The organism is Mycobacterium sp. NGS49 (genome assembly GCF_059812565.1).
In genome coordinates this window covers 63,580-84,691 of sequence record NZ_JCALCX010000024.1, presented here as the reverse complement: position 1 = coordinate 84,691, position 21,112 = coordinate 63,580, and the positions used below count along the sequence as shown (strand labels likewise).

At 67.3% G+C, this 21,112-nt stretch carries 19 protein-coding genes; 8 read left to right on the top strand and 11 right to left on the bottom strand.

From position 1 onward, the window contains the following. Nucleotide 1: 1 nt before the first annotated feature. Nucleotides 2–475 carry a carbonic anhydrase gene (locus AC5Y7D_RS22755; protein ID WP_499927930.1) on the top strand — a complete coding sequence of 158 codons (474 nt, stop codon included), beginning with the start codon at nt 2–4 and terminating at the stop codon, nt 473–475. On the opposite strand, the gene AC5Y7D_RS22750 is transcribed toward AC5Y7D_RS22755, so the two are convergent. The 3 genes from AC5Y7D_RS22750 to AC5Y7D_RS22740 all read right to left on the bottom strand — a co-directional run bounded on the left by AC5Y7D_RS22750 (nt 443) and on the right by AC5Y7D_RS22740 (nt 5,190). Beyond that, nucleotides 443–4,636 (bottom strand): alpha-(1->3)-arabinofuranosyltransferase, encoded by a 4,194-nt coding sequence (locus AC5Y7D_RS22750; protein ID WP_499927929.1) that lies wholly within the window; start codon nt 4,634–4,636, stop codon nt 443–445. The two genes, AC5Y7D_RS22755 and AC5Y7D_RS22750, sit on opposite strands and share 33 nt — an antisense overlap. A gap of 16 nt (nt 4,637–4,652) precedes the next feature. After that, complete coding sequence (locus AC5Y7D_RS22745; RefSeq protein WP_067239410.1) at nt 4,653–4,826, bottom strand: DUF2613 domain-containing protein; 174 nt, start codon at nt 4,824–4,826, stop codon at nt 4,653–4,655. 142 nt (nt 4,827–4,968) lie between these two features. Continuing rightward, a complete protein-coding gene (locus AC5Y7D_RS22740; protein ID WP_499927927.1) occupies nt 4,969–5,190 on the bottom strand; it encodes a DUF2613 family protein in 222 nt (73 codons plus the stop codon). Nucleotides 5,191–5,286: 96 nt separating this feature from the next. Here AC5Y7D_RS22740 and AC5Y7D_RS22735 point away from each other — a divergent pair, with 96 nt between their 5' ends. From AC5Y7D_RS22735 to AC5Y7D_RS22725, 3 genes are all read left to right on the top strand, one after another. Further along, nucleotides 5,287–6,435 carry a glycoside hydrolase family 3 N-terminal domain-containing protein gene (locus tag AC5Y7D_RS22735; protein ID WP_499927925.1) on the top strand — a complete coding sequence of 383 codons (1,149 nt, stop codon included), beginning with the start codon at nt 5,287–5,289 and terminating at the stop codon, nt 6,433–6,435. 65 nt (nt 6,436–6,500) lie between these two features. Further along, nucleotides 6,501–7,127 carry a TetR/AcrR family transcriptional regulator gene (locus AC5Y7D_RS22730; RefSeq protein ID WP_499927923.1) on the top strand — a complete coding sequence of 209 codons (627 nt, stop codon included), beginning with the start codon at nt 6,501–6,503 and terminating at the stop codon, nt 7,125–7,127. Continuing rightward, nucleotides 7,099–8,385, top strand: coding sequence for a chloride channel protein (locus AC5Y7D_RS22725; RefSeq protein WP_499927921.1), 1,287 nt, complete (start codon nt 7,099–7,101; stop codon nt 8,383–8,385). Before AC5Y7D_RS22730 ends, AC5Y7D_RS22725 begins: the two co-directional genes overlap by 29 nt. A 5-nt stretch (nt 8,386–8,390) precedes the next feature. Here AC5Y7D_RS22725 and AC5Y7D_RS22720 read toward each other — a convergent pair whose 3' ends face one another. Both AC5Y7D_RS22720 and AC5Y7D_RS22715 read right to left on the bottom strand, forming a co-directional pair. Next, nucleotides 8,391–9,245, bottom strand: a complete 855-nt coding sequence (locus AC5Y7D_RS22720) for a MaoC/PaaZ C-terminal domain-containing protein (protein ID WP_499927920.1) — start codon at nt 9,243–9,245, stop codon at nt 8,391–8,393. Between the two features lie 2 nt (nt 9,246–9,247). After that, nucleotides 9,248–10,624: a 3-oxoacyl-ACP reductase gene (locus AC5Y7D_RS22715; RefSeq protein WP_499927918.1), complete on the bottom strand. Its 1,377-nt coding sequence runs from the start codon at nt 10,622–10,624 to the stop codon at nt 9,248–9,250. Nucleotides 10,625–10,751: 127 nt separating this feature from the next. Here AC5Y7D_RS22715 and AC5Y7D_RS22710 point away from each other — a divergent pair, with 127 nt between their 5' ends. After that, a complete protein-coding gene (locus tag AC5Y7D_RS22710) occupies nt 10,752–12,068 on the top strand; it encodes an acetyl-CoA C-acetyltransferase (protein ID WP_499927916.1) in 1,317 nt (438 codons plus the stop codon). 430 nt (nt 12,069–12,498) lie between these two features. Here AC5Y7D_RS22710 and AC5Y7D_RS22705 read toward each other — a convergent pair whose 3' ends face one another. Further along, nucleotides 12,499–14,334: an acyl-CoA dehydrogenase gene (locus AC5Y7D_RS22705; protein WP_499927914.1), complete on the bottom strand. Its 1,836-nt coding sequence runs from the start codon at nt 14,332–14,334 to the stop codon at nt 12,499–12,501. Between the two features lie 204 nt (nt 14,335–14,538). Between AC5Y7D_RS22705 and AC5Y7D_RS22700 the strand changes: the two genes are divergently transcribed. Continuing rightward, on the top strand, nt 14,539–15,576 hold the full coding sequence (locus AC5Y7D_RS22700; protein ID WP_499927913.1) for an isopenicillin N synthase family dioxygenase: 1,038 nt from the start codon (nt 14,539–14,541) through the stop codon (nt 15,574–15,576). Nucleotides 15,577–15,581: 5 nt separating this feature from the next. Next, nucleotides 15,582–16,070, top strand: a complete 489-nt coding sequence (locus AC5Y7D_RS22695; RefSeq protein ID WP_499927911.1) for a flavin reductase family protein — start codon at nt 15,582–15,584, stop codon at nt 16,068–16,070. 6 nt (nt 16,071–16,076) lie between these two features. On the opposite strand, the gene AC5Y7D_RS22690 is transcribed toward AC5Y7D_RS22695, so the two are convergent. The 5 genes from AC5Y7D_RS22690 to AC5Y7D_RS22670 all read right to left on the bottom strand — a co-directional run bounded on the left by AC5Y7D_RS22690 (nt 16,077) and on the right by AC5Y7D_RS22670 (nt 20,203). Continuing rightward, nucleotides 16,077–16,232: a hypothetical protein gene (locus AC5Y7D_RS22690; RefSeq protein WP_499927909.1), complete on the bottom strand. Its 156-nt coding sequence runs from the start codon at nt 16,230–16,232 to the stop codon at nt 16,077–16,079. A gap of 28 nt (nt 16,233–16,260) precedes the next feature. After that, nucleotides 16,261–17,007 carry a succinate dehydrogenase/fumarate reductase iron-sulfur subunit gene (locus AC5Y7D_RS22685; protein WP_499927907.1) on the bottom strand — a complete coding sequence of 249 codons (747 nt, stop codon included), beginning with the start codon at nt 17,005–17,007 and terminating at the stop codon, nt 16,261–16,263. Continuing rightward, complete coding sequence (locus tag AC5Y7D_RS22680; protein ID WP_499927905.1) at nt 17,007–18,932, bottom strand: fumarate reductase/succinate dehydrogenase flavoprotein subunit; 1,926 nt, start codon at nt 18,930–18,932, stop codon at nt 17,007–17,009. Before AC5Y7D_RS22680 ends, AC5Y7D_RS22685 begins: the two co-directional genes overlap by 1 nt. Nucleotides 18,933–18,985: 53 nt before the next feature. Then, nucleotides 18,986–19,813: a succinate dehydrogenase subunit SdhC gene (sdhC, locus tag AC5Y7D_RS22675; RefSeq protein ID WP_499927903.1), complete on the bottom strand. Its 828-nt coding sequence runs from the start codon at nt 19,811–19,813 to the stop codon at nt 18,986–18,988. Nucleotides 19,814–19,906: 93 nt separating this feature from the next. Then, nucleotides 19,907–20,203 carry an Rv0250c family protein gene (locus AC5Y7D_RS22670; RefSeq protein ID WP_499927902.1) on the bottom strand — a complete coding sequence of 99 codons (297 nt, stop codon included), beginning with the start codon at nt 20,201–20,203 and terminating at the stop codon, nt 19,907–19,909. Nucleotides 20,204–20,317: 114 nt separating this feature from the next. On the opposite strand from AC5Y7D_RS22670, the gene AC5Y7D_RS22665 reads away from it, so the two are divergent. Continuing rightward, entirely contained in the window at nt 20,318–21,073 is a 756-nt protein-coding gene (locus AC5Y7D_RS22665) for an isocitrate lyase/PEP mutase family protein (protein ID WP_499927900.1), read from the top strand. The last annotated feature ends 39 nt before the right edge of the window (nt 21,074–21,112 follow it).

Here is a 21,112-nt window from a genome sequence, read left to right as displayed (position 1 = left end):
GGTGAGCACCGCCGCGCCGCGCGCCGCAGCGGCCCCCGACATGCCGCCCCAGAACTATGACGCCATGTTGTTGATGTGCATCGATCCTCGACTCGTGCACCCCACCAATGAATACATGCTGGGACGTGGCCTGGTAAATCGGTACAGCCAGTTCGCGCTGGCCGGTGCCGCAGCGGGAGCCGTTTCCCAGCACTGGGAGGCGTGGCACAACACGTTCTGGGACAACCTCGCCGCGTCGATCGAACTCCACTCGATAAACGGGGTCTTCGTGATCAACCATCGCGACTGTGGCGCGGTGCAGATTGCCTACGGTCCTGATGCGATCTCAACGCCGGAACGTGAGATGGCGACGCACGAGCGGATTCTTGGCACTTTCCGCGAAGAGGCGCTGCGCCGCCATCCGGGTATCGACGTCGAGACGTGGTTGATGGCGCTTGACGGCTCAGTGGAGCAAATCGGGCCCCGCAGCGTTTGATCGGCCGATCCGCTGCACCGCTGAAATAGCCACCGCGGCAAGTGAAATCAGTGCCAACAGCTGTACCACCGCAGAATGGCCCGCGTAGCCGTCGGCCGAGCGCCAAGGATGACGCGACAGCACCGTCCCGGCAAGGACGAAGCCGCCACCGCTGAGTCCGGCGGTGAGCCCTTCGCGCCACCTCTGCGGCGCGAAGTAACGCATGCCGTGCAGGGCCGCGACCACCAGAGCACCCGGTACGCCCGCGATCAACGTCCCAGCTCCCAGGACCGCCACGCCGGCCCAGCGCCCGGATGGCCAGGGAACCGCGGCCGGGCCGTCATCAACGTCACGACCGCGCCGCCAAAATGCCAGAACCGCCAGCAAGGGCAATAGGCTCAACCCCACACCGAGGCCGGCGCGATACACGGTGTTGGCGGCGAAGGTCAGGGTGATCGTGCCCCCATCCCCGGCGGGCACCAACCAACCTTGCTGCCAACCGTTGACCGCTACCGGCACCAGCCGTGCCCCGCTGCTGGTACGGGCGACCCACCCGGGGTTGATGCTCTCCGGTATCACCAGCACTCGGACTTTGCTCGACCGCGGCGTACGCACCTCCCGCCGGGCTGGTCCCCAGCTTCCAACGTCGACGGAAACGACCGGAGCACTGGGTGATTCAGGCAGCGCGGACAACTGGATGCCGTCGACCACGAACGCCGGACCGGGACTGACCAACAACTCCTGCCGGCCGGCCGGCAACGTGATCGGACCGGGTTCACAGGGCTGCGCCGCGACCGGATCGCCGTCCAGCAGAGCACCCGCGGTGGTGCGGACCGAGGTGTGCAGGAACCGGCCCGCCACCGCGATCACCGGCCCGTGCTCGCAATCGACGTCGATCTCCCGGGTGCGGCCGACCTCGCCGGCCTGGGCGGCCGCGACCGGCTTGCGGTCGGCGTCCAGCACCAGCACCTCAGCCAGCCCGGGCGGCTTGAGCTGATCGAAGCCCAGGGCGTTGCGGTCGATGACGTCCTGCCAGTCGAGCAGGCTCACCGCAACTGTGTCGGTCACCCGCGGGTGCAGCGTCAGCGTCTGCAGGTCGCTGCCCGGGTCGACGGACTGCACTTGCGGTCCGTCGCCCAGGTCGACGGCCACCATCGTTGGGTGCGCGGGCAGCGTCGACCGGCTGGGCGCCACCCGCAGTCCGGTCACCTCGGTGGGCCGCGGCAGCCTGAGGGTCAGCGTCGGGGGGGTCTTGTACTGCACCACCCGCTGCGGCGCGGTCCAGGCCGTGGCCGGATCGCCATCGGTGGCCGCGTACGCCGAGCCGAGGACCTCGATCAGGTCGGCATCGCCAGATGCCCGCGTGGTGTTCGGTTCGGCGACCAGGTCGGCCAGCTTGGGGCCCTGTCGTGGGCGCACCCACAGCGCCGGGGTGACCGACGTCGCGGCCGGCACCGTCAAGGTGCGGCTGAGGTTGACCGGTTCTTCGGGGGCCAGTGCCATCGACGCCGCGCAGCGCACGTTGTCGGGACCCGGCGCGCAACCCGGCCGGCCCAGCAATTCGGCGCCCAGGTCCCAGCCGGCGACTGTCGCACCCGGGGCCGGTCCGGGGACGAACACGGTGTGCCGCAGCTGGACGGGGTGGGCGAAACCCGACGCGTCGTATTGGGTGACGCTGATGTCGGTGATCCCGAACTGCACCCCGGCAGACCCGTCGTCGGTGCCGGCCGCCGTGACCCGCACCCACGGCGTCTCGCCGACCGGAAGGGCGGCACTCAGGGGTTTACCGGACTCGTCGAACCTCAGGGTGGTGCTGCCGTTCGCGGTCTCGACCAGGATGCGGCGGACCTGCGCGCCGACGGCTGACGCGCTCGGCGTCAGGGTCAGGACGGCGTTGGTCACCGGATGGTCGAAATCCACCTGCAGCCATTGCCCGACGGCCGCCTGCAGGGCGTTGGACACCCAGGAGGTCGCCGGGTCGCCGTCGATCGCCGCTGCGGGGGAGGTGGCCGGCGCGACGTCGGGCAAGGCCGTTGCATCCGACGACGAGCTGGACGCGGTGATGCGGCCGCCGGTCCAGCCGCCGTAGACCGTATCGGCGCCGGGAACGGGGTAGTCGGGCACCCGGTTGAAAGTGTGCCGGGCGTCGTCGGGTCCCCGGATCGCCGAAGAGTGCAGGTCGACGCGGCCGTAGTCGGTTTCCCGGGCCAGGGGGGTGTCGGTCACGGTGACCACCGGCGTGGGTAGCCCGGCCGCCCGGGCGTCTGCGCCCATCAGTACCGGGCCCAGCGCCGGCCGACCCAGGAGCCGTCGCCGTTCGTCGAGACGCAGCAGCACCTCGGGTCCACCGTCGACGAGCGGCAGCTGGTCGACGTCGGCGAGGTAGGGTGCGCCGGGATCGGCGGCCGTGCCGACCCGGTAGATCTGCACGGCCGGATACCGTGGCCGCAGGCCGCTGTCGTTGACGAAGCCGGCCAGCAGCCCCGGCCCGACGGGTGCCCCGAACTCGGCGACCTTCGTCAGTCCCGGCGACCCGGCAATGGCGCGGTGCACCAGGATCGGACGCGCCGACCGCGATGATTCCGGATCCAGGTCGTTGCGCAGCACCACATACGAAATGCCCTGTCGGGTAAGCGAATCAGCGAGCCCGGCGGACGGCCGTCCGGCCGCGAAAAGGCGTTGGACGGAATCCAGCGCACGGATCGTCTGCGGTGGTGTCAGCGGAATCGAATCGCGCACCCCCCACGCGCTGCTGCCTAGCACCTGTAACGGCTCGTCGTGGCTGGTGCCCCATACCTGGGTGGCGAACGGCGCGCCCGGCACCACCAGTACCCGCCCGTCCCGGTGCGCGCTCAGCCAGTCGGCAGCCTCCTGCCAGTAGCCGGGCATCGCGTCGAACGTGCCGGGCGGAGTCAGCCGCGCCGACCATGCCAGCGATGTGCTCACCATGAGTCCGGCGAGCGCGACGATGCCCACCGCGACCCGGCGGTCCCGCTCCGGATGCGCGAAGGCGGCCAGCCACACCGCTCTCGGCGCGCTGCCCGGTAACGGAATTCGGCCCAGCAGCTGCGCGAGGCCGAGTGCCAGCGGAATCCGGACGACGGGTCCAAGCTTGTGCACGTTGCGCAGCGGAGTCCCACCCGCGTCCAGAAACGTCTGCACCTGATGTGCCACCGGCGATCCCAGCCCGCCGCTGTAGCCGACGGCCAGCAGCACCACCCCGATCAGCAGCATGGTGACCAGGCGTCCGCGGGCCGGCATCGCGGCACTGGCCAGACCGGCCAGCCCGGCTCCCGCGACCAAACACGTGCCCAGAATCGCTACCGTCCCAGTGACCAGGGGGGCTCCCGCGGTGGCGGTGGGCGCCACGAACGGTGTCCAGCTGTCGGTACCGCGCAGCAACTCCACCAGCGACGACCACTGGGTCGTCACCCCGGAGGATTCGATGAAGTCGAGGAACGGCGGGCTGACCCCGCGTAGCTGGCTCAGGGCGACCGCCCACCACAGCACCGCCGGCACCAGAGCCGCCAGCAACCACCCGGCGTAGCGCAACCACCGTCGATTCGGACGGTGGCACGCCAGCCAGATCGCCGCCGGTAGGCAGGCGGCCAGCGTCGCGATCGCGTTGACGGCACCCATCAGGGCAACGGCCAGGCCGGCCTGGCCGGCCAGCACCCGAACCGGCCGTTGGCAGCCACCCCGCAACGCGAGAATCGTCGGCAGCAGCACCCAGGGGGCGAGCATCATCGGCAGGGTTTCCGAGGAGATCGAGCCCAGCGTGGTCAGCACCCGCGGCGACAGCGCGAACGCCACCGCGCCGAGGACGCGGGACGCCGGGTTGCCGATGCCGAGCGCCTCGGCAACCCGCAGCATTCCCCAGAAGCCGACGGTCAGCAGCAACGCCCACCACAGCCGCTGGGTGACCCAGCCGGGGATCCCGAGGCCGTGACCGATCAGGAAGAAGGTGCCGTGCGGGAACAAGTAGCCATAGGCCTGGTTCTGCGACTGGCCGAAGGGCAGTTCGCTGTTCCACAGGTTGGTGGCCCGGGCCAGGAAGCGCAGCGGGTTGGCGGTGAGGTCGAGTTTGGTGTCGGGGGAGATCTGGCCGGGTGCCTGGGCAAACGCCAGGACAAGCGAGACGGCCCCGACCAGTGGCAGCCAGCGACGCGACAGGGCCGACAACGCGACCTTCGGCCGGCTAGCTGCGGTTGCCGTACTCGACCCGGTTGAGCACCGATGACGACGGATCGCCCCCGGGCAGTGGCGGCTTCGTGTCCTGCTGGACCATCAAGGTGACCCCGAAGATCGCGGCTGCGCCGAGCAGCAGGCCGACTACCACACTCGCGGCGGCGGGCGCGATGATCCGGTTCATAGTCAGCCAACCTAGCAGAACGACGCTCGAGACTTGCGTCGAGCATTGGCCGGGGGAGGGGGAGCCAACCTAGCAGAACGACGCTCGAGACTTGCGTCGAGCATTGGCCGGGGGAGGGGGAGCCAACCTAACAAAACGACGCTTATGGCTTCAGGGAGTGCTGCTCCGGGCACGGCGTGCCGGTCCCGCCGGAGCAGCGATCGCCGTACTGCACCACCGTCGACATCACCACCGGTGCCGGCGCGGTGTGCACGGGTGCCGCCCTGCCGCCGCAAATGGCGAGCGTCACGCCTAACGTCGCTGCGGCGCCGAGCGACAAACCAGCCGCGATGCTGGCCGCCGCCGCCAGCGTGAACCCGGGCATTCGGCTCGTCCTCGCTGCTAGACGGGGGTGATTCGTCAACGTAACAGGGGTTGCCCCCCGAGCCCGGGGGTGAAACGCCCGTGACAGCATGTCCGGATGGCTTTTCCGCGCACCCTGGCCGTCCTCGCCCTCGCCTCGCTGGCGGTCGCCGCCTGCAGTCACCGCGACAACCGCAGCGCGCCCTCGTCGACCACTTCGAGTGTGTCGCCAACCGGTCAGAGCCCTACCGCCGCCCCGGTCCCGTCGGCGTGCGGCGACCCGGCGTCGTTGCCGCCCCGGGACAAGCTGGCCCAGCTGCTGATGGTGGGTGTGCGCAACGCCGACGATGCGAAGGCCGTGGTCACCGATCACCACGTCGGCGGCATCATGATCGACACCGACACGGACAAGTCGATGCTGACTTCGAACGCGCTGAAGGATCTGGAGAACACGCCCAGGCCATTGCCGCTGGCCGTCAGCGTTGACGAGGAGGGCGGGCGAGTGTCGCGGCTGAAGGCGCTGATCGGGTCGTCGCCTTCGCCCCGGGAGCTGGCCGGGACGCAGACCGTGGATCAGGTCTATGCCTTGGCGCTGGAGCGGGGCCGCAAGATGAAGGACCTCGGTATCACCGTCGATCTGGCGCCGGTGGTCGACGTCACCGACGCGCCCGCGGACACCGTCATCGGAGACAGGTCTTTCAGCGACGATCCGGCCACGGTCACCGCCTATGCCGGGGCTTACGCTAGGGGTTTGCGCGAGGCCGGGCTGGTCCCGGTGCTCAAGCACTTCCCCGGTCACGGGCACGGCTCCGGCGATTCGCACACCGGCGGAGTCACCACGCCGCCGCTGAGCGACCTGGTGGCCGTCGACCTGGTGCCGTACCGGACGCTGGTGACCCAGGCGCCCGTCGCGGTCATGCTGGGACACCTGCAGGTGCAAGGCCTTACCGGTGCCAACCCTGCGAGTTTGAGCCCAGAAGCGGTGCAGTTGCTGCGAACTGGCACCGGATACGGCGGGCCCGCCTTCGAGGGGCCGATCTTCACCGACGATCTGTCCAGCATGGCGGCGATCTCCGACCGTTTCGGTGTCACCGAGGCGGTGCTGCTGTCGCTGAAGGCCGGCACCGACATCGCGTTATGGGTAACCACGAAGGAAGTGCCCGCGGTCCTGGACCGGCTCGAACAAGCGCTGAACGCGGGCGAACTCGACCGGGCCGCGATCGACGCGTCGGTGGGCCGGGTGGCGAAAATGAAGTGTGGCCGCTGACAGGTGTGCGTCGGGCGGTGCGCCTGCCCTAGAGTCAGATCGACCGGCTAGGGAGGCGCACGACAATGGCGGGTGGTACCAAGCGGTTACCGCGTGCTGTCCGCGAGCAGCAGATGCTCGACGCTGCTGTGCAGATGTTCTCGGTCAACGGCTACCACGAGACCTCGATGGACACGATCGCCGCCGCGGCCGAGATCTCCAAGCCGATGCTCTACCTGTACTACGGCTCCAAGGAAGACCTGTTCGGCGCCTGCCTGAACCGGGAGATGAGCAGGTTCATCGACGCTGTCCGCGCTGACATCGACTTCACCAAGAGCCCAAAAGACCTGCTGCGCAACACTATTGGTGCATTCTTACGCTACATCGACGAGAACCGCGCGTCGTGGATCGTGATGTACACCCAGGCCACCAGTTCCCAGGCGTTCGCCCACAGGGTGCGTGAAGGCCGCGAGCAGATCATCGAATTGGTGGCCGGTTTGGTGCGGGCCGGCACCCGCAGCCCGCGGTCCGACGCCGAAATCGAGATCATGGCGGTGGCTTTGGTGGGCGCCGGTGAGGCGGTGGCCAGCCGACTCAGCACCGGTGACATCGACGTCGATGCGGCCGCCGAGATGATGATCGACCTGTTCTGGGGAGGCCTGCGGGGGGCGCCACCCGATCGCGATGTCGGTTCCAGCGCCGCGACGGGCTAGGCGCCACGTGCGGCGCCGCCCGGACCTCGAATTCTTCTGTGCGGTGGTCATCGTCGGACTGCTGGCCGGCCTCGCCGGGTTGGCCACCACGGTGGTGCTGCGATCCGTCGAACATCTCACCTATCACTACACATTCGGCTCGCTGCTCGACGGGATCACCGCCAGCAGTCCGGTCCGGCGGGCGGTGGGCCCGATGCTGGGCGCCGCATCGGCCGGCCTGGGGTGGTGGATCCTGCGGCGGCGCACCGAGGTGCCACCGCTGGCGGGCACCATCGCACGGCAGGAGCGGGTGCCGCGGTTGACGTGGACCGTCGATGCGGTGCTCCAGGTGGTGTTGGTGGGCTCGGGCGCCTCGCTGGGACGAGAAGGTGCGCCCCGCCAGTTCGCTGCCGTACTGGGCGATGCCGGCACCGCGTGGACGCGACTGGCTCCATCCGACCGGGAGATCCTGCTGGCCTGTGCCGCCGGGGCCGGGCTCGGCGCGGTGTACGCGGTGCCGCTGGCCGGCGCGCTCTTCACGCTGCGAATTCTGCTGAACACCTGGCGGTTGCGCGCAGTGGGCGCCGCGTTGATCACCTCGAGCCTGGCCGTCGCGGTCGGCTCGGCGATCACCCATGATCATCCCGAATTAGATTGGCCCAACGCGGAATCGGCGTACCTACTCAGTGCGCACGGACTGGCGCTGGCGCCGGTTGCCTTCGCCGTCGGCTGGGTGTTCAACAAGATCATCGCGGCGGCACGACCGGCCGAACTCGTCCGATCCCGGGTGCTGATTCCCGCGCTGGCGGCCGCCGGGCTGGTGACCGGGATCTGTTCGCATTGGTGGCCCGAGCTGCCCGGCAACGGCAAGAGCGTGCTGACCGTGAGCCTGGCCTCCGGCATGACCCTGGCGTCGGCTGCGGCCATCTTGGCGCTGAAACCGCTGCTGACCGCATTGTTTCTGCGTGCCGGGGGAGCCGGCGGCCTGCTCACGCCCTCCTTGGCGACCGGCGCGGCGGCCGGGACGCTGCTGGTACTGACCCTGAATCAGGTGGCCGGAACACACCTGCACGGTGCGGTGATCTCGCTGGGCGCCGCGGCCGGCGTGCTGGCGGTGACGCAGGGTTCACCGATCTGGGCGGCGATCTTCGTCTGGGAGTTGGCCCGGCCGCCGATCTGGATGCTGCTGGTCTTCGCCGTCACCGCGGTGGGGGCGCACACGCTCGACCGGCTGGTGGCCGGGCACCATCGCCGTCACCTGGACCATCGGGCCGGTTGATCCGCCTAAAGCGGTTGCACCGAACCCGTGAGGTACGGGTAGCCCTTGGCGATGTTGCGCAGCGACAACTCCCAGCCGCCTCGGCCATCGCTGTGGCGTTCGTCGATGTACACACCGGCGGTGGCCGGCAGCAGCATTGGCTTGCCGAACCGCACCGAATACTGGACGGCATCCGGGAAACGAGCCTCGATATTCGCCAAAACCGCTGCTGCGCTGAACATTCCGTGCGCAATGACGGTGGGGAAGCCGAACAGTTTGGCCGCCACCGAATTCGTGTGAATCGGATTGTGGTCACCACCGACCGCGGCGTAGCGCCGGATCTGCGCCGGGGTGACCCGCAGCACGGCCGACGGCGGCGCCAGCTTGGGTTGCTTCTGCGGCGGCGGCTTTGGCTCGTCGGACAGGCTGGTGCGTTGCTGGTGCAGGAAGGTGGTCACCTGGTGCCATGCCGGGTCGTTGCCGACGCTGACATCGCTCACCAGGTCGACCAACAGGCCCTTGCGGTGCTCGCGCAAGTTCTCGGCGTGCACGCGCACGCCCACCGTGTCGGTCACCGCGATTGGCCGATACCGGGTGATCCGGTTCTCGGTATGCACCGAACCCATTGCGGCGAAAGGAAAGTCGAAGCCGGTCACCAACGACATCACCGACGGGAAAACCAATGCGAACGGATAGGTCAGCGGCACAGTGTTGCCGTAGCGCAGCCCGGTGACCGCCGCGTAGGCGGCCACATTGGCCGAGTCGATAGGCAGTTCCTCGACCGTCACCGTGCGGTTGGGCAGCGTGTCGGAGCGGGACAGCACGGGTAGCGCTCCGGCCACTGCGCGCAGCATGTTGCGCAGGCCACTGGGTTGGTTCACTGTCAGGCCCCGATCATGGCCTGGCCGCACACCCGAATCACGTTGCCCGTCACGGCATTGGAAGCCGGACTGGCGAAATAGGCGATCGTCTCCGCGACGTCGACGGGCTGACCGCCCTGCAGCAGGGAGTTCATCCGGCGAGCGACCTCGCGGGTGGCCAGCGGGATCGCGGCGGTCATCTCGGTCTCGATGAAGCCCGGCGCCACAGCGTTGATCGTGATGCCCTTCTCGGCGAGTTGCGGAGCCAGCGCCTGTGTGATGCCGATCATGCCCGCTTTCGTGGTGCCGTAATTCGTCTGCCCGCGGTTGCCTGCGATGCCGGCGATCGACGACAGCCCGATCACCCGGCCACCCTCGCCGAGCGTGCCATCGGCCACCAGGCCCTCGGTAAGACGCAGCGGGGCAAGCAGATTGACGGCGATGACGGCGTCCCAGCGGGCGTCGTCCATGTTGGCCAGCAGTTTGTCCCGGGTGATGCCGGCGTTGTTGACCAGGATGTCGGCCTTGCCGCCGTGGTGGTCGCGCAGGTGCTCGGTGATCTTCTCCACCGCGTCGTCGGAGGTGACGTCCAGCCACAACGGCGTCCCGCCCACCTTGGCGGCGGTTTCGGCCAGAGCTTCGGCGGCGGACTCGACGTCGATGGCCACCACGCCGGCGCCGTCCCGCGCGAAGACCTCGGCGATGGTGGCGCCGATGCCACGGGCGGCGCCGGTCACGATGGCTACCTTGCCCTGCAACGGCTTGTCCCAGTCGGCCGGCGGTGTGGAGTCAGCCGCGCCGACATACAAGACCTGGCCGTCGACGTAGGCCGACTTGGCCGACAGGATGAACCGCATGGTGGATTCCAGCCCGGTGGCGGCGGGCTTGGCGTCCGGTGCCAGATACACCAGTGCCGAGGTGGCGCCCCGCCGCAGTTCCTTGCCCACCGAGCGGGTGAAGCCCTCCAGTGCGCGCTGCGCGATGCGCTCGTGCGGGTTCTCGATCGCCTCCGGTGTCGTTCCCACCACCACGACGCGCGCCGACGGACCCAGGTTGCGCACGACCGGCGTGAAGAAGTCGTGCAGGGCCTTCAGCCCGGACGGCTCGGTGATGCCGGTGGCGTCGAACACCAGACCGCCGAAGGAGTCGGCCCAGCGCCCGCCCAGGTTGTTGCCCACCAGGTCGTAGTCCTTTTCCAGCGCCGCGCGCAGCGGTTCGGTGACCCGGCCCGGCTGGTCCTGCGGTCCGCCGATCAGCAGTGAACCGGCCAACGGTGGGTCACCTGGACGGTACCGGCGCAACGTCTCGGGCTGCGGTACGCCAAGCTGCTTGGCCAGGAACGACCCGGGGCCGGAGTTGACCACCTGGGAGAACAGATCGGGCGAGGCCTTGGGTGCCACTGAGCTTGCCTTCCGTGTCAGGGGGGACGAACTTACTTGCGAGTAAGAACAGTGGTTAGTATTGCGTGCGATGGGCTGATACCCCAAAACTAACCCACGGACTACCGGCGATCGACGGAGAACAACAGTGGCCCCAGCCAGTGATCAGACCAACGCGACAAAGCGACGCGTCGCCGTGCTCGGCGGCAACCGCATCCCCTTCGGTCGATCCGACCGGGCCTACGCCGAGGCCTCCAACCAGGACATGTTCACCGCCGCGCTGGGCGGGCTGGTCGACCGGTTCAACCTGCGCGGTGAGCGTCTGGGGGCGGTGATCGGCGGCGCGGTGCTCAAGCACAGCCGCGACTTCAACCTGATGCGCGAATGCGTGCTCGGTTCGGAGTTGTCGCCGCACACACCGGCGTTCGACGTACAGCAGGCCTGTGGAACCGGTCTGCAAGCCGCGATCGCCGCGGCCGACGGCATCGCCGCCGGCCGCTACGAGGTGGCCGCGGCCGGCGGGGTCGACACCACCTCCGACGCTCCGATCGCCCTTGGTGACGACCTGCGCCGCACCCTGCTGAAGGTGCGTCGCGCCAAGTCCACCGCGCAGCGCTTGAAGCTGGTGGGCACGTTGCCGGCCAACCTCGGCATCGCGATACCGGCCAACAGCGAACCCCGCACCGGCCTGTCGATGGGCGAGCACGCCGCCATCACCGCCAAGCAACTCGGCATCAAGCGCGTCGACCAGGACGAGCTGGCCGTGGCGAGCCACCGCAACATGGCCGCCGCCTACGACCGAGGCTTCTTCGACGACCTGGTAACGCCGTTCCTCGGGCTGTACCGCGACGACAATCTGCGTCCGGAGGCCAGCGTGGAGAAGCTGGCAAACCTGCGTCCGGTTTTCGGGGTGAAGGCGGGCGACGCGACGATGACGGCGGGGAATTCGACGCCATTGACCGACGGCGCCTCCGTGGCGTTGCTGGCCTCCGAGCAGTGGGCGGCCGATCACTCGCTGTCTCCGCTCGCCTACTTCGTTGACGCCGAGACGGCGGCCGTCGACTACGTGAACGGCCACGACGGTCTGCTCATGGCTCCCACCTACGCGGTGCCCCGGTTGTTGGCGAGAAACGGACTGGGACTGCAAGATTTTGATTTCTACGAGATCCACGAGGCGTTCGCTTCGGTGGTCCTGGCGCACCTGCAGGCCTGGGAGTCCGAGGAGTACTGCAAGGAGCGGTTGGGGCTCGACGCCGCGTTGGGCTCGATCGACCGGTCCAAGCTCAATGTCAACGGCTCGTCGCTGGCCGCCGGGCATCCCTTCGCCGCCACCGGCGGACGGATCCTGGCGCAAGCCGCCAAGCAACTGGCCGAGAAGAAGGCCGAGACCAAGGGCCCGGTGCGCGCGCTGATCTCTATATGCGCCGCCGGCGGCCTCGGCGTGGCCGCCATTCTCGAGGCGTAACCGGCGCGTACGACCGTTATCGCCCTCGACTCGACGGAAACCACCAAACTGCCGGTATGCAGGTCGGATGCTGCGCCGCGGTGCCCATCGATCGGCGGCGCGGGCGCCTGGGCGCAAACTTGTCCGCTGAAATTTCCGGCTGCGCGATTAGTTCTCCGAGCGGATGGGTATAAGTCGGGCCGGATAGCCCCGTGTTGTGGTCTGACCCCCCGACCCCGACGGCAACGCGGGGCAATCCTTGGATCGAGCGCCGGTCAACGCGGACGGGCGAACGGAAAGGGCCGCCGCTGGAATGAGGGGATCCAGCGGCGGTCTTTTTGATCCCCGATGCGGCCCGACGCGCGATGCGGCCCGACGCGCTCGAGAAAAGCAGAATCCCCCCGTTCCGTGGAACCGGGGGGATTCTGCTTCAGCACTCAGTACAGCGGCCTCAGAATGCAGCCTCGTCGAGCTCCATGATGTCGTTGTCCAGGGTCTCGATCACCTCGCGGGTGCTGGTCAACAGCGGCAGGAAGTTCTTCGCGAAGAACGACGCGACCGCGAGCTTGCCTTCGTAGAAGGACCGCTCGGCGCCGGTGGCACCGGCGTCCAGGGCCTCGATCGCCACGGCGGCCTGACGCTGCAGCAACCAGCCGATCACCAGGTCGCCGACGCTCATCAGGAATCGGACCGAACCCAGGCCCACCTTGTAGAGGCTGGTGACGTCCTCCTGAGCGGCCATCAGGTAGCCGGTCAGCGAGGCGGCCATGGCCTGTACGTCGGTCAGCGCCTTGGCGAGCAGCACACGCTCGGCCTTGAGGCGTCCGTTGCCGGACTCGCTGTCGACAAACTTCTGGATCTCGCCGGAGACGTGCGCCAGGGCCACGCCCTTGTCGCGCACGATCTTGCGGAAGAAGAAGTCCTGTGCCTGGATAGCGGTGGTGCCCTCGTACAGGGAGTCGATCTTGGCGTCCCGGATGTACTGCTCGATCGGGTAGTCCTGCAGGAAGCCGGATCCACCGAAGGTCTGCAGGCTCTCGGTGAGTTTGGCGTAGGCCTGCTCGGAGCCGACACCCTTGACGATCGGAAGCAACAGGTCGTTGATCTTGGCGGCCAACTCCGGGTTCACACCGTGCACCGCTTCGGCGACCGGTGCGTCCTGGAAGGTGGCGGTGTAGAGGTACAGCGCCCGCAGACCCTCGGCGTACGCCTTCTGGGTCATCAGCGACCTGCGCACGTCGGGGTGGTGCGTGATGGTGACCCGTGGCGCGGTCTTGTCGGTCATCTGGGTCAGGTCGGCACCCTGGACGCGTGACTTCGCGTACTCCAGCGCGTTGAGGTAACCGGTGGACAGGGTGGCGATCGCCTTGGTACCCACCATCATGCGGGCCTGCTCGATGACCTCGAACATCTGCGCAATGCCGTCGTGGACCTCGCCGACCAGCCAGCCGACGGCCGGCTTGTCGTGCTGCCCCAGCGACAACTCACAGGTGGCCGAAACCTTCAAGCCCATCTTGTGCTCGACGTTGGTGACGTAGACGCCGTTGCGCTCGCCCGGCTCCCCGGTCTCGGGGTCGAACAGGAACTTGGGTACGAAGAACAGCGACAAACCCTTGGTTCCGGGTCCGGCGCCCTCCGGGCGGGCCAACACCAGGTGGAAGATGTTCTCGAACAGGTCGTCGGAATCACCCGAGGTGATGAAGCGCTTGACACCGTCGATGTGCCAGGTGCCGTCTTCCTGCTGAACGGCCTTGGTGCGGCCGGCACCCACGTCCGAGCCGGCGTCCGGTTCGGTGAGGACCATGGTCGAGCCCCAGCGGCGCTCGGCGGCCAGCACTGCCCACTTCCGCTGCTCCTCGGTGCCGAGGTGGTAGAGGATCTGGGCGAATCCGGCACCGCCGGCATACATCCACACCGCCGGGTTCGAGCCGAGAATGTGCTCGTTGATCGCCCACATCAGGGCCTTGGGCATCGGCATGCCGCCGAGTACCTCGTCGAGGCCGGCCTTGTCCCAACCGGCGTCGATCACGGCGTTGACGGACTTCTTGAACGACTCCGGCAGCGTCACCGTGTGCGTCTTCGGGTCGAAGACCGGCGGGTTGCGGTCGCCTTCGATGAATGACTCGGCGACGGGTCCTTCGGAGAGCCGCGCCACCTCGGCGAGGATCTCGCGGCCAGTGTCGGCGTCGAGGTCGCTGAACTCGCCTTGGCCTAGCGCCTTGTCGACACCCAGCACCTCGAACAGGTTGAATTCCTGGTCACGAACATTGCTCTTGTAGTGGCTCACTACGGTCCTCCTCGTTGAGAATGCCACCTGTGGTTGGGTACTAGGTCTAAGTTACCCACCAGTAACAGAGTTAAAATATCGCGGCGGTGTTGTTCGACGCAAGTCGATGTGAGGAACATTTCACTGACTAACTAACCAACCGGTTGGGAACTGGCTGAGTCCAGCCCTGGAACGCGCCCTCACCTGCGGCAATGATGGGACGCAATGATGGATGTGGCGAGCGTCACGGCGCTTCCGGTAGTGGATCTGAACGCCGATTCCGAGGAGCTGCGCTCCGGTCTGCGGCGGGCCGCCCACGAGGTGGGCTTCTTCTATTTGGTCGGCCACGGCGTGCCCGCCGTCCTGGCGGCCAGGGTGCTTGACGCGGCGCGTCGGCTCTTTGCGCTGCCGCAAGAGGACAAAGACGCGATCGCGATGGTGCGCAGCCCGCACTTCCGCGGCTACACCCGGTTGGGTGGTGAGTTGACTCGTGGCGAAGTCGATTGGCGCGAGCAGCTCGACATCGGCCCCGAGCGTCCGTCTATCGGTGGGCCCGGCCGGCCCGACTATCTGTGGCTGCAGGGTCCCAACCAGTGGCCTGCGGCCATGCCCGATCTGCCGGGCATCGTCGCCGAGTGGGATGCCGCGTTGTCCCGGGTGTCGCGCACACTGCTGCGACACTGGGCGGCCGCCCTCGGTAGCGCGCCGGACGTGTTCGACGCGCCCTTCGCCGACCGGCCTGCGACGCTGATCAAGATCATTCGCTACCCGGCACGGGCCGCATCTGCGCAGGGGGTCGGTGCACACAAGGACTCTGGGGCGCTGACCCTGCTGCTGGCCGAGCCGAAAAGCCGCGGCCTTCAGGTACGAAGGTCTCCGGGATGGGATCGCTGGGTGGACGTCCCGCCGGTGGACGGGGCTTTCGTCGTCAATATCGGTGAGTTGCTCGAGATCGTGACCGGCGGCTACCTGCGCGCCACCGAGCACCGGGTGGATCTGACCGGCGGCAGCGCCGAACGGATCTCGGTGCCCTACTTCTTCAACCCGGCGCTGGATGCAGCGCTACCGGTGCTGTCGTTGCCTGCCGAGTTGGCCGAACGCGCGCGGCCGGCGCCTGATCCATCGGACCCGATCTATTCCGTCTACGGCCGCAATGCCTGGAAGAGCAGGGTGCGCGCACACCCGGATGTGGCTGCCGCGTACGGATACTCGCCGGGTAGGGTCGAAAGCGAGAATCCCGTTCTCGGCTCGAGGAGCGAATAGGTTCGGTGAACTCCAACAAGAACTTGACACCGCTGTCTCTGCGTGAGGCCTTCGGTCATTTCCCCACCGGGGTCGTCGCCATCGCGGCCCATGTGGACGGGAAACGAGAAGGCCTCGCGGCCAGTACCTTTGTCCCGGTGTCCCTGGAACCGCCGCTGGTGTCGTTCTGCGTGCAGAACACGTCCACGACCTGGCCCAAGCTCAAGGGCGCGCCGATGCTGGGGATCAGCGTGCTCGGCGAGTCGCACGATGCGGCAGCCCGCACCCTGGCCGCCAAGACGGGCGACAGGTTCGCCGGGTTGGAGACGGAATCCCGGGAGTCCGGAGCCGTATTCATCAAGGGCACCGCGCTGTGGCTGGAAAGTGCGATCGAGCAGTTGATCCCGGCCGGCGACCACACGATCGTCGTGCTGCGGGTCAGCGAAGTCACAGTGGACCCCGAGGTGGCTCCGATCGTCTTCCACCGCAGCGTCTTTCGCCGCCTCGGCGGCTGACCCGGGCTAGGGTCGCTCGCTCAGTTCTTTCCGGTAGCCGTCGATCCGCTGTTCGATCTCGCGCGCGTCGTCGTGCCGTCCCTCTGTATGCGCCAGCTCGGCGCGGACGGACAGCTCCCGAATCGCCGTTCGAATCTCGTTGTCGCTGGTCGTTCCTCGCATGTCCTCCGGATACCCGGTGCGGCGGCGATTAACGCCTGAACAGCTTGTTACCCAGCCAGACGACGGGGTCGTACTTGCGGTCGGCGACCCGCTCTTTCATCGGGATCAGCGCGTTGTCGGTGATCTTGATGTGCTCGGGGCAGACCTCGGTGCAGCACTTGGTGATATTGCAGTAGCCCAGCCCGTGCTCTTCCTGAGCCTGCTTCTGCCGGTCCACCGTGTCCAGCGGGTGCATGTCGAGCTCGGCGATCCGCATCAGGAAGCGCGGCCCGGCGAATGCCTCCTTGTTCTCCTCGTGGTCGCGGATGACGTGGCAGACGTTCTGGCACAGGAAGCATTCGATGCACTTGCGGAACTCCTGGGACCGCTGCACGTCGATTTGGGACATCCGGTACTCACCCGGCTGCAACTCCTTGGGCGGTGTGAACGACGGGATCTCGCGGGCCTTCTCGTAGTTGAACGAGACATCGGTCACCAGGTCGCGGATCACCGGGAACGTCCGGATCGGGGTGACAGTGACGACTTCGTTCTCCTCGAACGTCGACATCCGGGTCATGCACATCAGCCGGGGTCGGCCGTTGATCTCCGCCGAGCAGGATCCGCACTTGCCGGCCTTGCAGTTCCAGCGCACCGCCAGGTCCGGCGTCTGCGTCTGCTGCAGCCGGTGAATGACGTCCAGCACCACTTCACCCTCGTTGACCTCAACGGTGAATTCTTCGAGCGCACCGCCGCTTTCGTCACCGCGCCAGACCAGCATGCTTGCGTTGTACGCCATTACGCTCTCCGTTCCGGGTGCTCGGCCAGCTCGTCGCTGGTGTAGTACTTCTCCAGCTCAGAGATCTTGAAGAGCTCCAGCAAGTCGGGCCGCATCGGGATCTGCTCCTGGCGGGTGATGGTGACGTGGTCGCCGGTGGCCTCGGCCTCATCCTGGGAGGCCTCTTTGCACACCAGCAAGGTGTTGCGCCAGGTGGAATCCATGCTGGGGTGGTCGTCTCGAGTATGACCGCCACGGCTTTCGGTGCGCTCCAGCGCCGCCTTGGCCACACACTCGCTGACCATCAACATGTTGCGCAGGTCGATTGCCAGGTTCCAGCCCGGGTTGTACTGGCGTCCCCCTTCGACCTGGACGTTCTGGTAGCGCGACCACAGCTCCTTGAGCAGCTTCAGCGCGCGGGTGATCTCGTCCTCTTTGCGGATGATGCCGACGAGGTCGTTCATCACGTGCTGCAGGTCCATCTGCAGTGCGTACGGATTCTCCGGCGCCGAGCCGTCGGTTGGCCCCGCAAACGGCTTGAGGGCGAAATTCGCGGCGTCCTCGAGGGCTTGTTCCGACACCGCCGGACGGCTGCTCAGGGCACGCACGTAGTCAGCGGCCCCCAGTCCGGCGCGCCGGCCGAATACCAGCAGGTCGGACAGCGAGTTGCCGCCCAACCGGTTGGAGCCGTGCATGCCGCCGGAGCATTCACCCGCGGCGAACAGTCCGGGAACCTTGGCCGCGCCGGTGTCGGCGTCGACCTCGATGCCGCCCATCACGTAGTGACAGGTGGGCCCGACCTCCATCGGCTCTTTGGTGATGTCGACCTCGGCCAATTCCATGAACTGGTGGTACATCGACGGCAACCGGCGCTTGATCTCGGCCGGGGTCAGCCGGGACGCGATGTCCAGGTAAACCCCACCGTGCGGGGTGCCGCGGCCGGCCTTGACCTCGGAGTTGATCGCCCGCGCCACCTCATCACGGGGCAGCAGGTCCGGGGTGCGGCGGGCCGAGTCGTTGTCCTTGAGCCACTGGTCGGCCTCTTGCTCGTCCTCGGCGTACTGGCCTTTGAACACCGGCGGGATGTAGCCGAACATGAACCGGGTGCCCTCGGAATTTTTCAATACTCCGCCGTCCCCACGGACACCCTCGGTGACCAGGATCCCCTTCACACTGGGCGGCCAGACCATGCCCGTCGGGTGGAACTGGACGAACTCCATGTTGATCAGCGTCGCGCCGGCGCGCAGCGCCAGGGCGTGGCCGTCGCCGGTGTACTCCCAGGAGTTCGAGGTCACCTTGAATGACTTGCCGATGCCACCGGTGGCCATCACCACCGCGGGCGCCTCGAACAGCACGAAGTTTCCGCTCTCACGCCAGTAGCCGAACGCCCCGGCGATTGCGTCACCGTCCTTGAGCAGCTCGGTGACGGTGCACTCGGCGAACACCCGGATCCGGGCGTCGTAGTCGCCGAACTCGGCGAAATCCTCCTGCTGCAGCGAGACGATCTTCTGCTGCATGGTGCGGATCAGCTCCAGGCCGGTGCGGTCACCGACGTGCGCGAGCCGCGGATAGGTGTGCCCACCGAAGTTGCGCTGGCTGATCCGGCCGTCCTTGGTGCGGTCGAACAGTGCGCCGTAGGTCTCCAGCTCCCAAACGCGGTCCGGTGCCTCTTTGGCGTGCAACTCGGCCATCCGCCAGTTGTTGAGGAACTTTCCGCCCCGCATGGTGTCGCCAAAGTGGGTCTGCCAGTTGTCTTTCGGGTTGGCGTTACCCATGGATGCCGCGCAGCCGCCCTCGGCCATCACTGTATGGGCCTTCCCGAACAGCGATTTGGTCACCACGGCGACCTTAAGGCCCCGCTCGCGCGCTTCGATTACCGCGCGTAACCCTGCGCCGCCGGCACCGATTACGACTACGTCGTAGGCGTGCCTTTCGACCTCAACCATGAAACCTCGCTCAAATTATGGAATTTCGTTCGCAATGCGGCTGAAGGGGCTGATCAGCCAATGAATCTCAGGTCCGAGATGGTGCCGCTGGACACCAGCAGGATGTAGAAGTCGGTCAGCATCAGGGTGCCCAGCGTGATCCAGGCGAACATCTTGTGCCGCTCGTTGATCTTGCTGACCTGGGTCCAGATCCAGTACCGCACAGGGTGTTTGGAGAAGTGCTTGAGCCGGCCACCGGTCACGTGCCGGCAGGAGTGGCAGGACAGCGTGTAGATCCACAGCATGACGACGTTGCCGAGCAGGACCAGGTTTCCTAGACCGAACCCGAATCCGCCGGGGCCGTCATCGGAGTGGAAGGCGGCGATGGCGTCCCAGGTGTTGATCACCGAGATGATGCCGGCGGCGTAGAAGAAGTACCGGTGGGTGTTCTGGATGATCAACGGGAGCTTGGTCTCGCCGGTGTAATGGACGCGGGGCTCGGCCACTGCGCAGGCGGTGGGCGACTGCCACACCGTGCGGTAGTAGGCGCCGCGGTAGTAGTAGCAGGTCAGCCGGAACAGCAGCAGGAACGGCAGCGTCAGCGCCGCGTAGGGCAGCCACCAAACGTCCGGCAGGATCTGCGGCCAGAATTCGCTGGCCTCACCGCAGGCCTTGCTGACGCACGGTGAGTAGAACGGCGTCAGGTAGTGATACTTCGGGACGAAGAAGTATTCCTGCTGGAACGCCCGCGCTGTCGCGTAGATGACGAATGCAGCGAAGCCCAGGTTGATCCTCAGGGGCTGCAGCCACCACCTGTCGGTGCGGAGGGTTTTCTGCCCAATCCGGGCGCGGGTAGCTGAAAAGACGCCGGACTCAGAACGGCTCGCCGTTGGTGCGCTCATCTGATGTGTTGTTCCTCTTCGAACGGGCTGTAGCTCGAAGGGTACACAGAATCAGCGCCCGCTCCTCAGTCGGGCGCCTGAGCCGGTCGGCCGTCAATACCTGCTGTGACCTCCGACACCCTCGTCGTCGACGTCGCGCCAGAAGTCGGTGTCGTACTGGGTGTCCGGGATGGCGATCTTCTCGTTGGACTGGTAGACAGTCGCGCGGCCCAGGTCCAATTCGGCGACGTCATTGTCGAGTAACTCGACGTCACTGAGGATTCGGTCGGCGTCGATGACGATGCGACGCGTCGCGGGATTATCTCCGTACCGCGATTTCAGCGAGGTCACGCACCGCCGCAAGCCCCGCATCAGGTCGTGCAGTTCGGTGAGTTCACTGGCGGTGGACAATCGATGCTCCCTGGGCTGAAGTGTCACGGATCACAGTACGCCAGTCGATAGTATCCGCTGTCGGAGCCGGACGCCGGACAAGTTGTGTCCCGCCACCAGAAAGCGACTTCTGCCATGCCCCATCAGTTAGTCAACCGGGCCCGGGCGTTGCTGGAGCTGCACCAGCCAGGCAACCCGGTCATCCTGCCGACGGTGTGGGACGCGTGGTCGGCCCGGCTGGCCGCCGGGGCCGGGTTCGCGGCCCTGACGGTGGGCAGCCATCCGCTGGCCGATTCGATCGGCAAACCCGACAGCGAAGGCATGTCGTTCGATGACGTGCTTGCCCGGGTCGCCCAGATCACTGCCTCGGTCGACCTGCCGGTCTCGGTCGACATCGAATCGGGCTACGGGCTGCCCGCGGCGCACCTGATCGACGGCCTGCTGGAGGCGGGGGCGGTCGGACTCAACGTCGAAGACACCGTGCACTCCGAGGGTGGGCGGCTGCGGTCCGCCGCCGAGCATGCGGAATTGGTGGGCGCGTTGCGGGCGGCCGCCGATACGGCAGGTGTGCACATGGTGATCAACGCGCGTACCGATGTGTTCCTGCGCAAGCAGGCGCCCGCGTCCGAGCTCGTCGACCTGGCAGTGGCCCGGCTGACCGAAGCGGCCGATGCGGGCGCCGATGTGCTGTACCCCGTGGCCAGGCACGATCCGGAAACGCTGCGGCGCTTGACAACTGAGCTACCGTTACCGGTGAATGCGATCGCGATGCCGGATCGGGACGACGCCAGTTCCTTCGCCTCGCTCGGTGTCGCCCGGATCAGTTTCGGGCCGTTCCTGCAGAGCGCTTTGTCGGCGCGGGCCAACGAGCTGCTCGCCCGCTGGCGCTGACCTTGCGAACAGGCCGATGCGGGGGGGCTCACGCCCCAC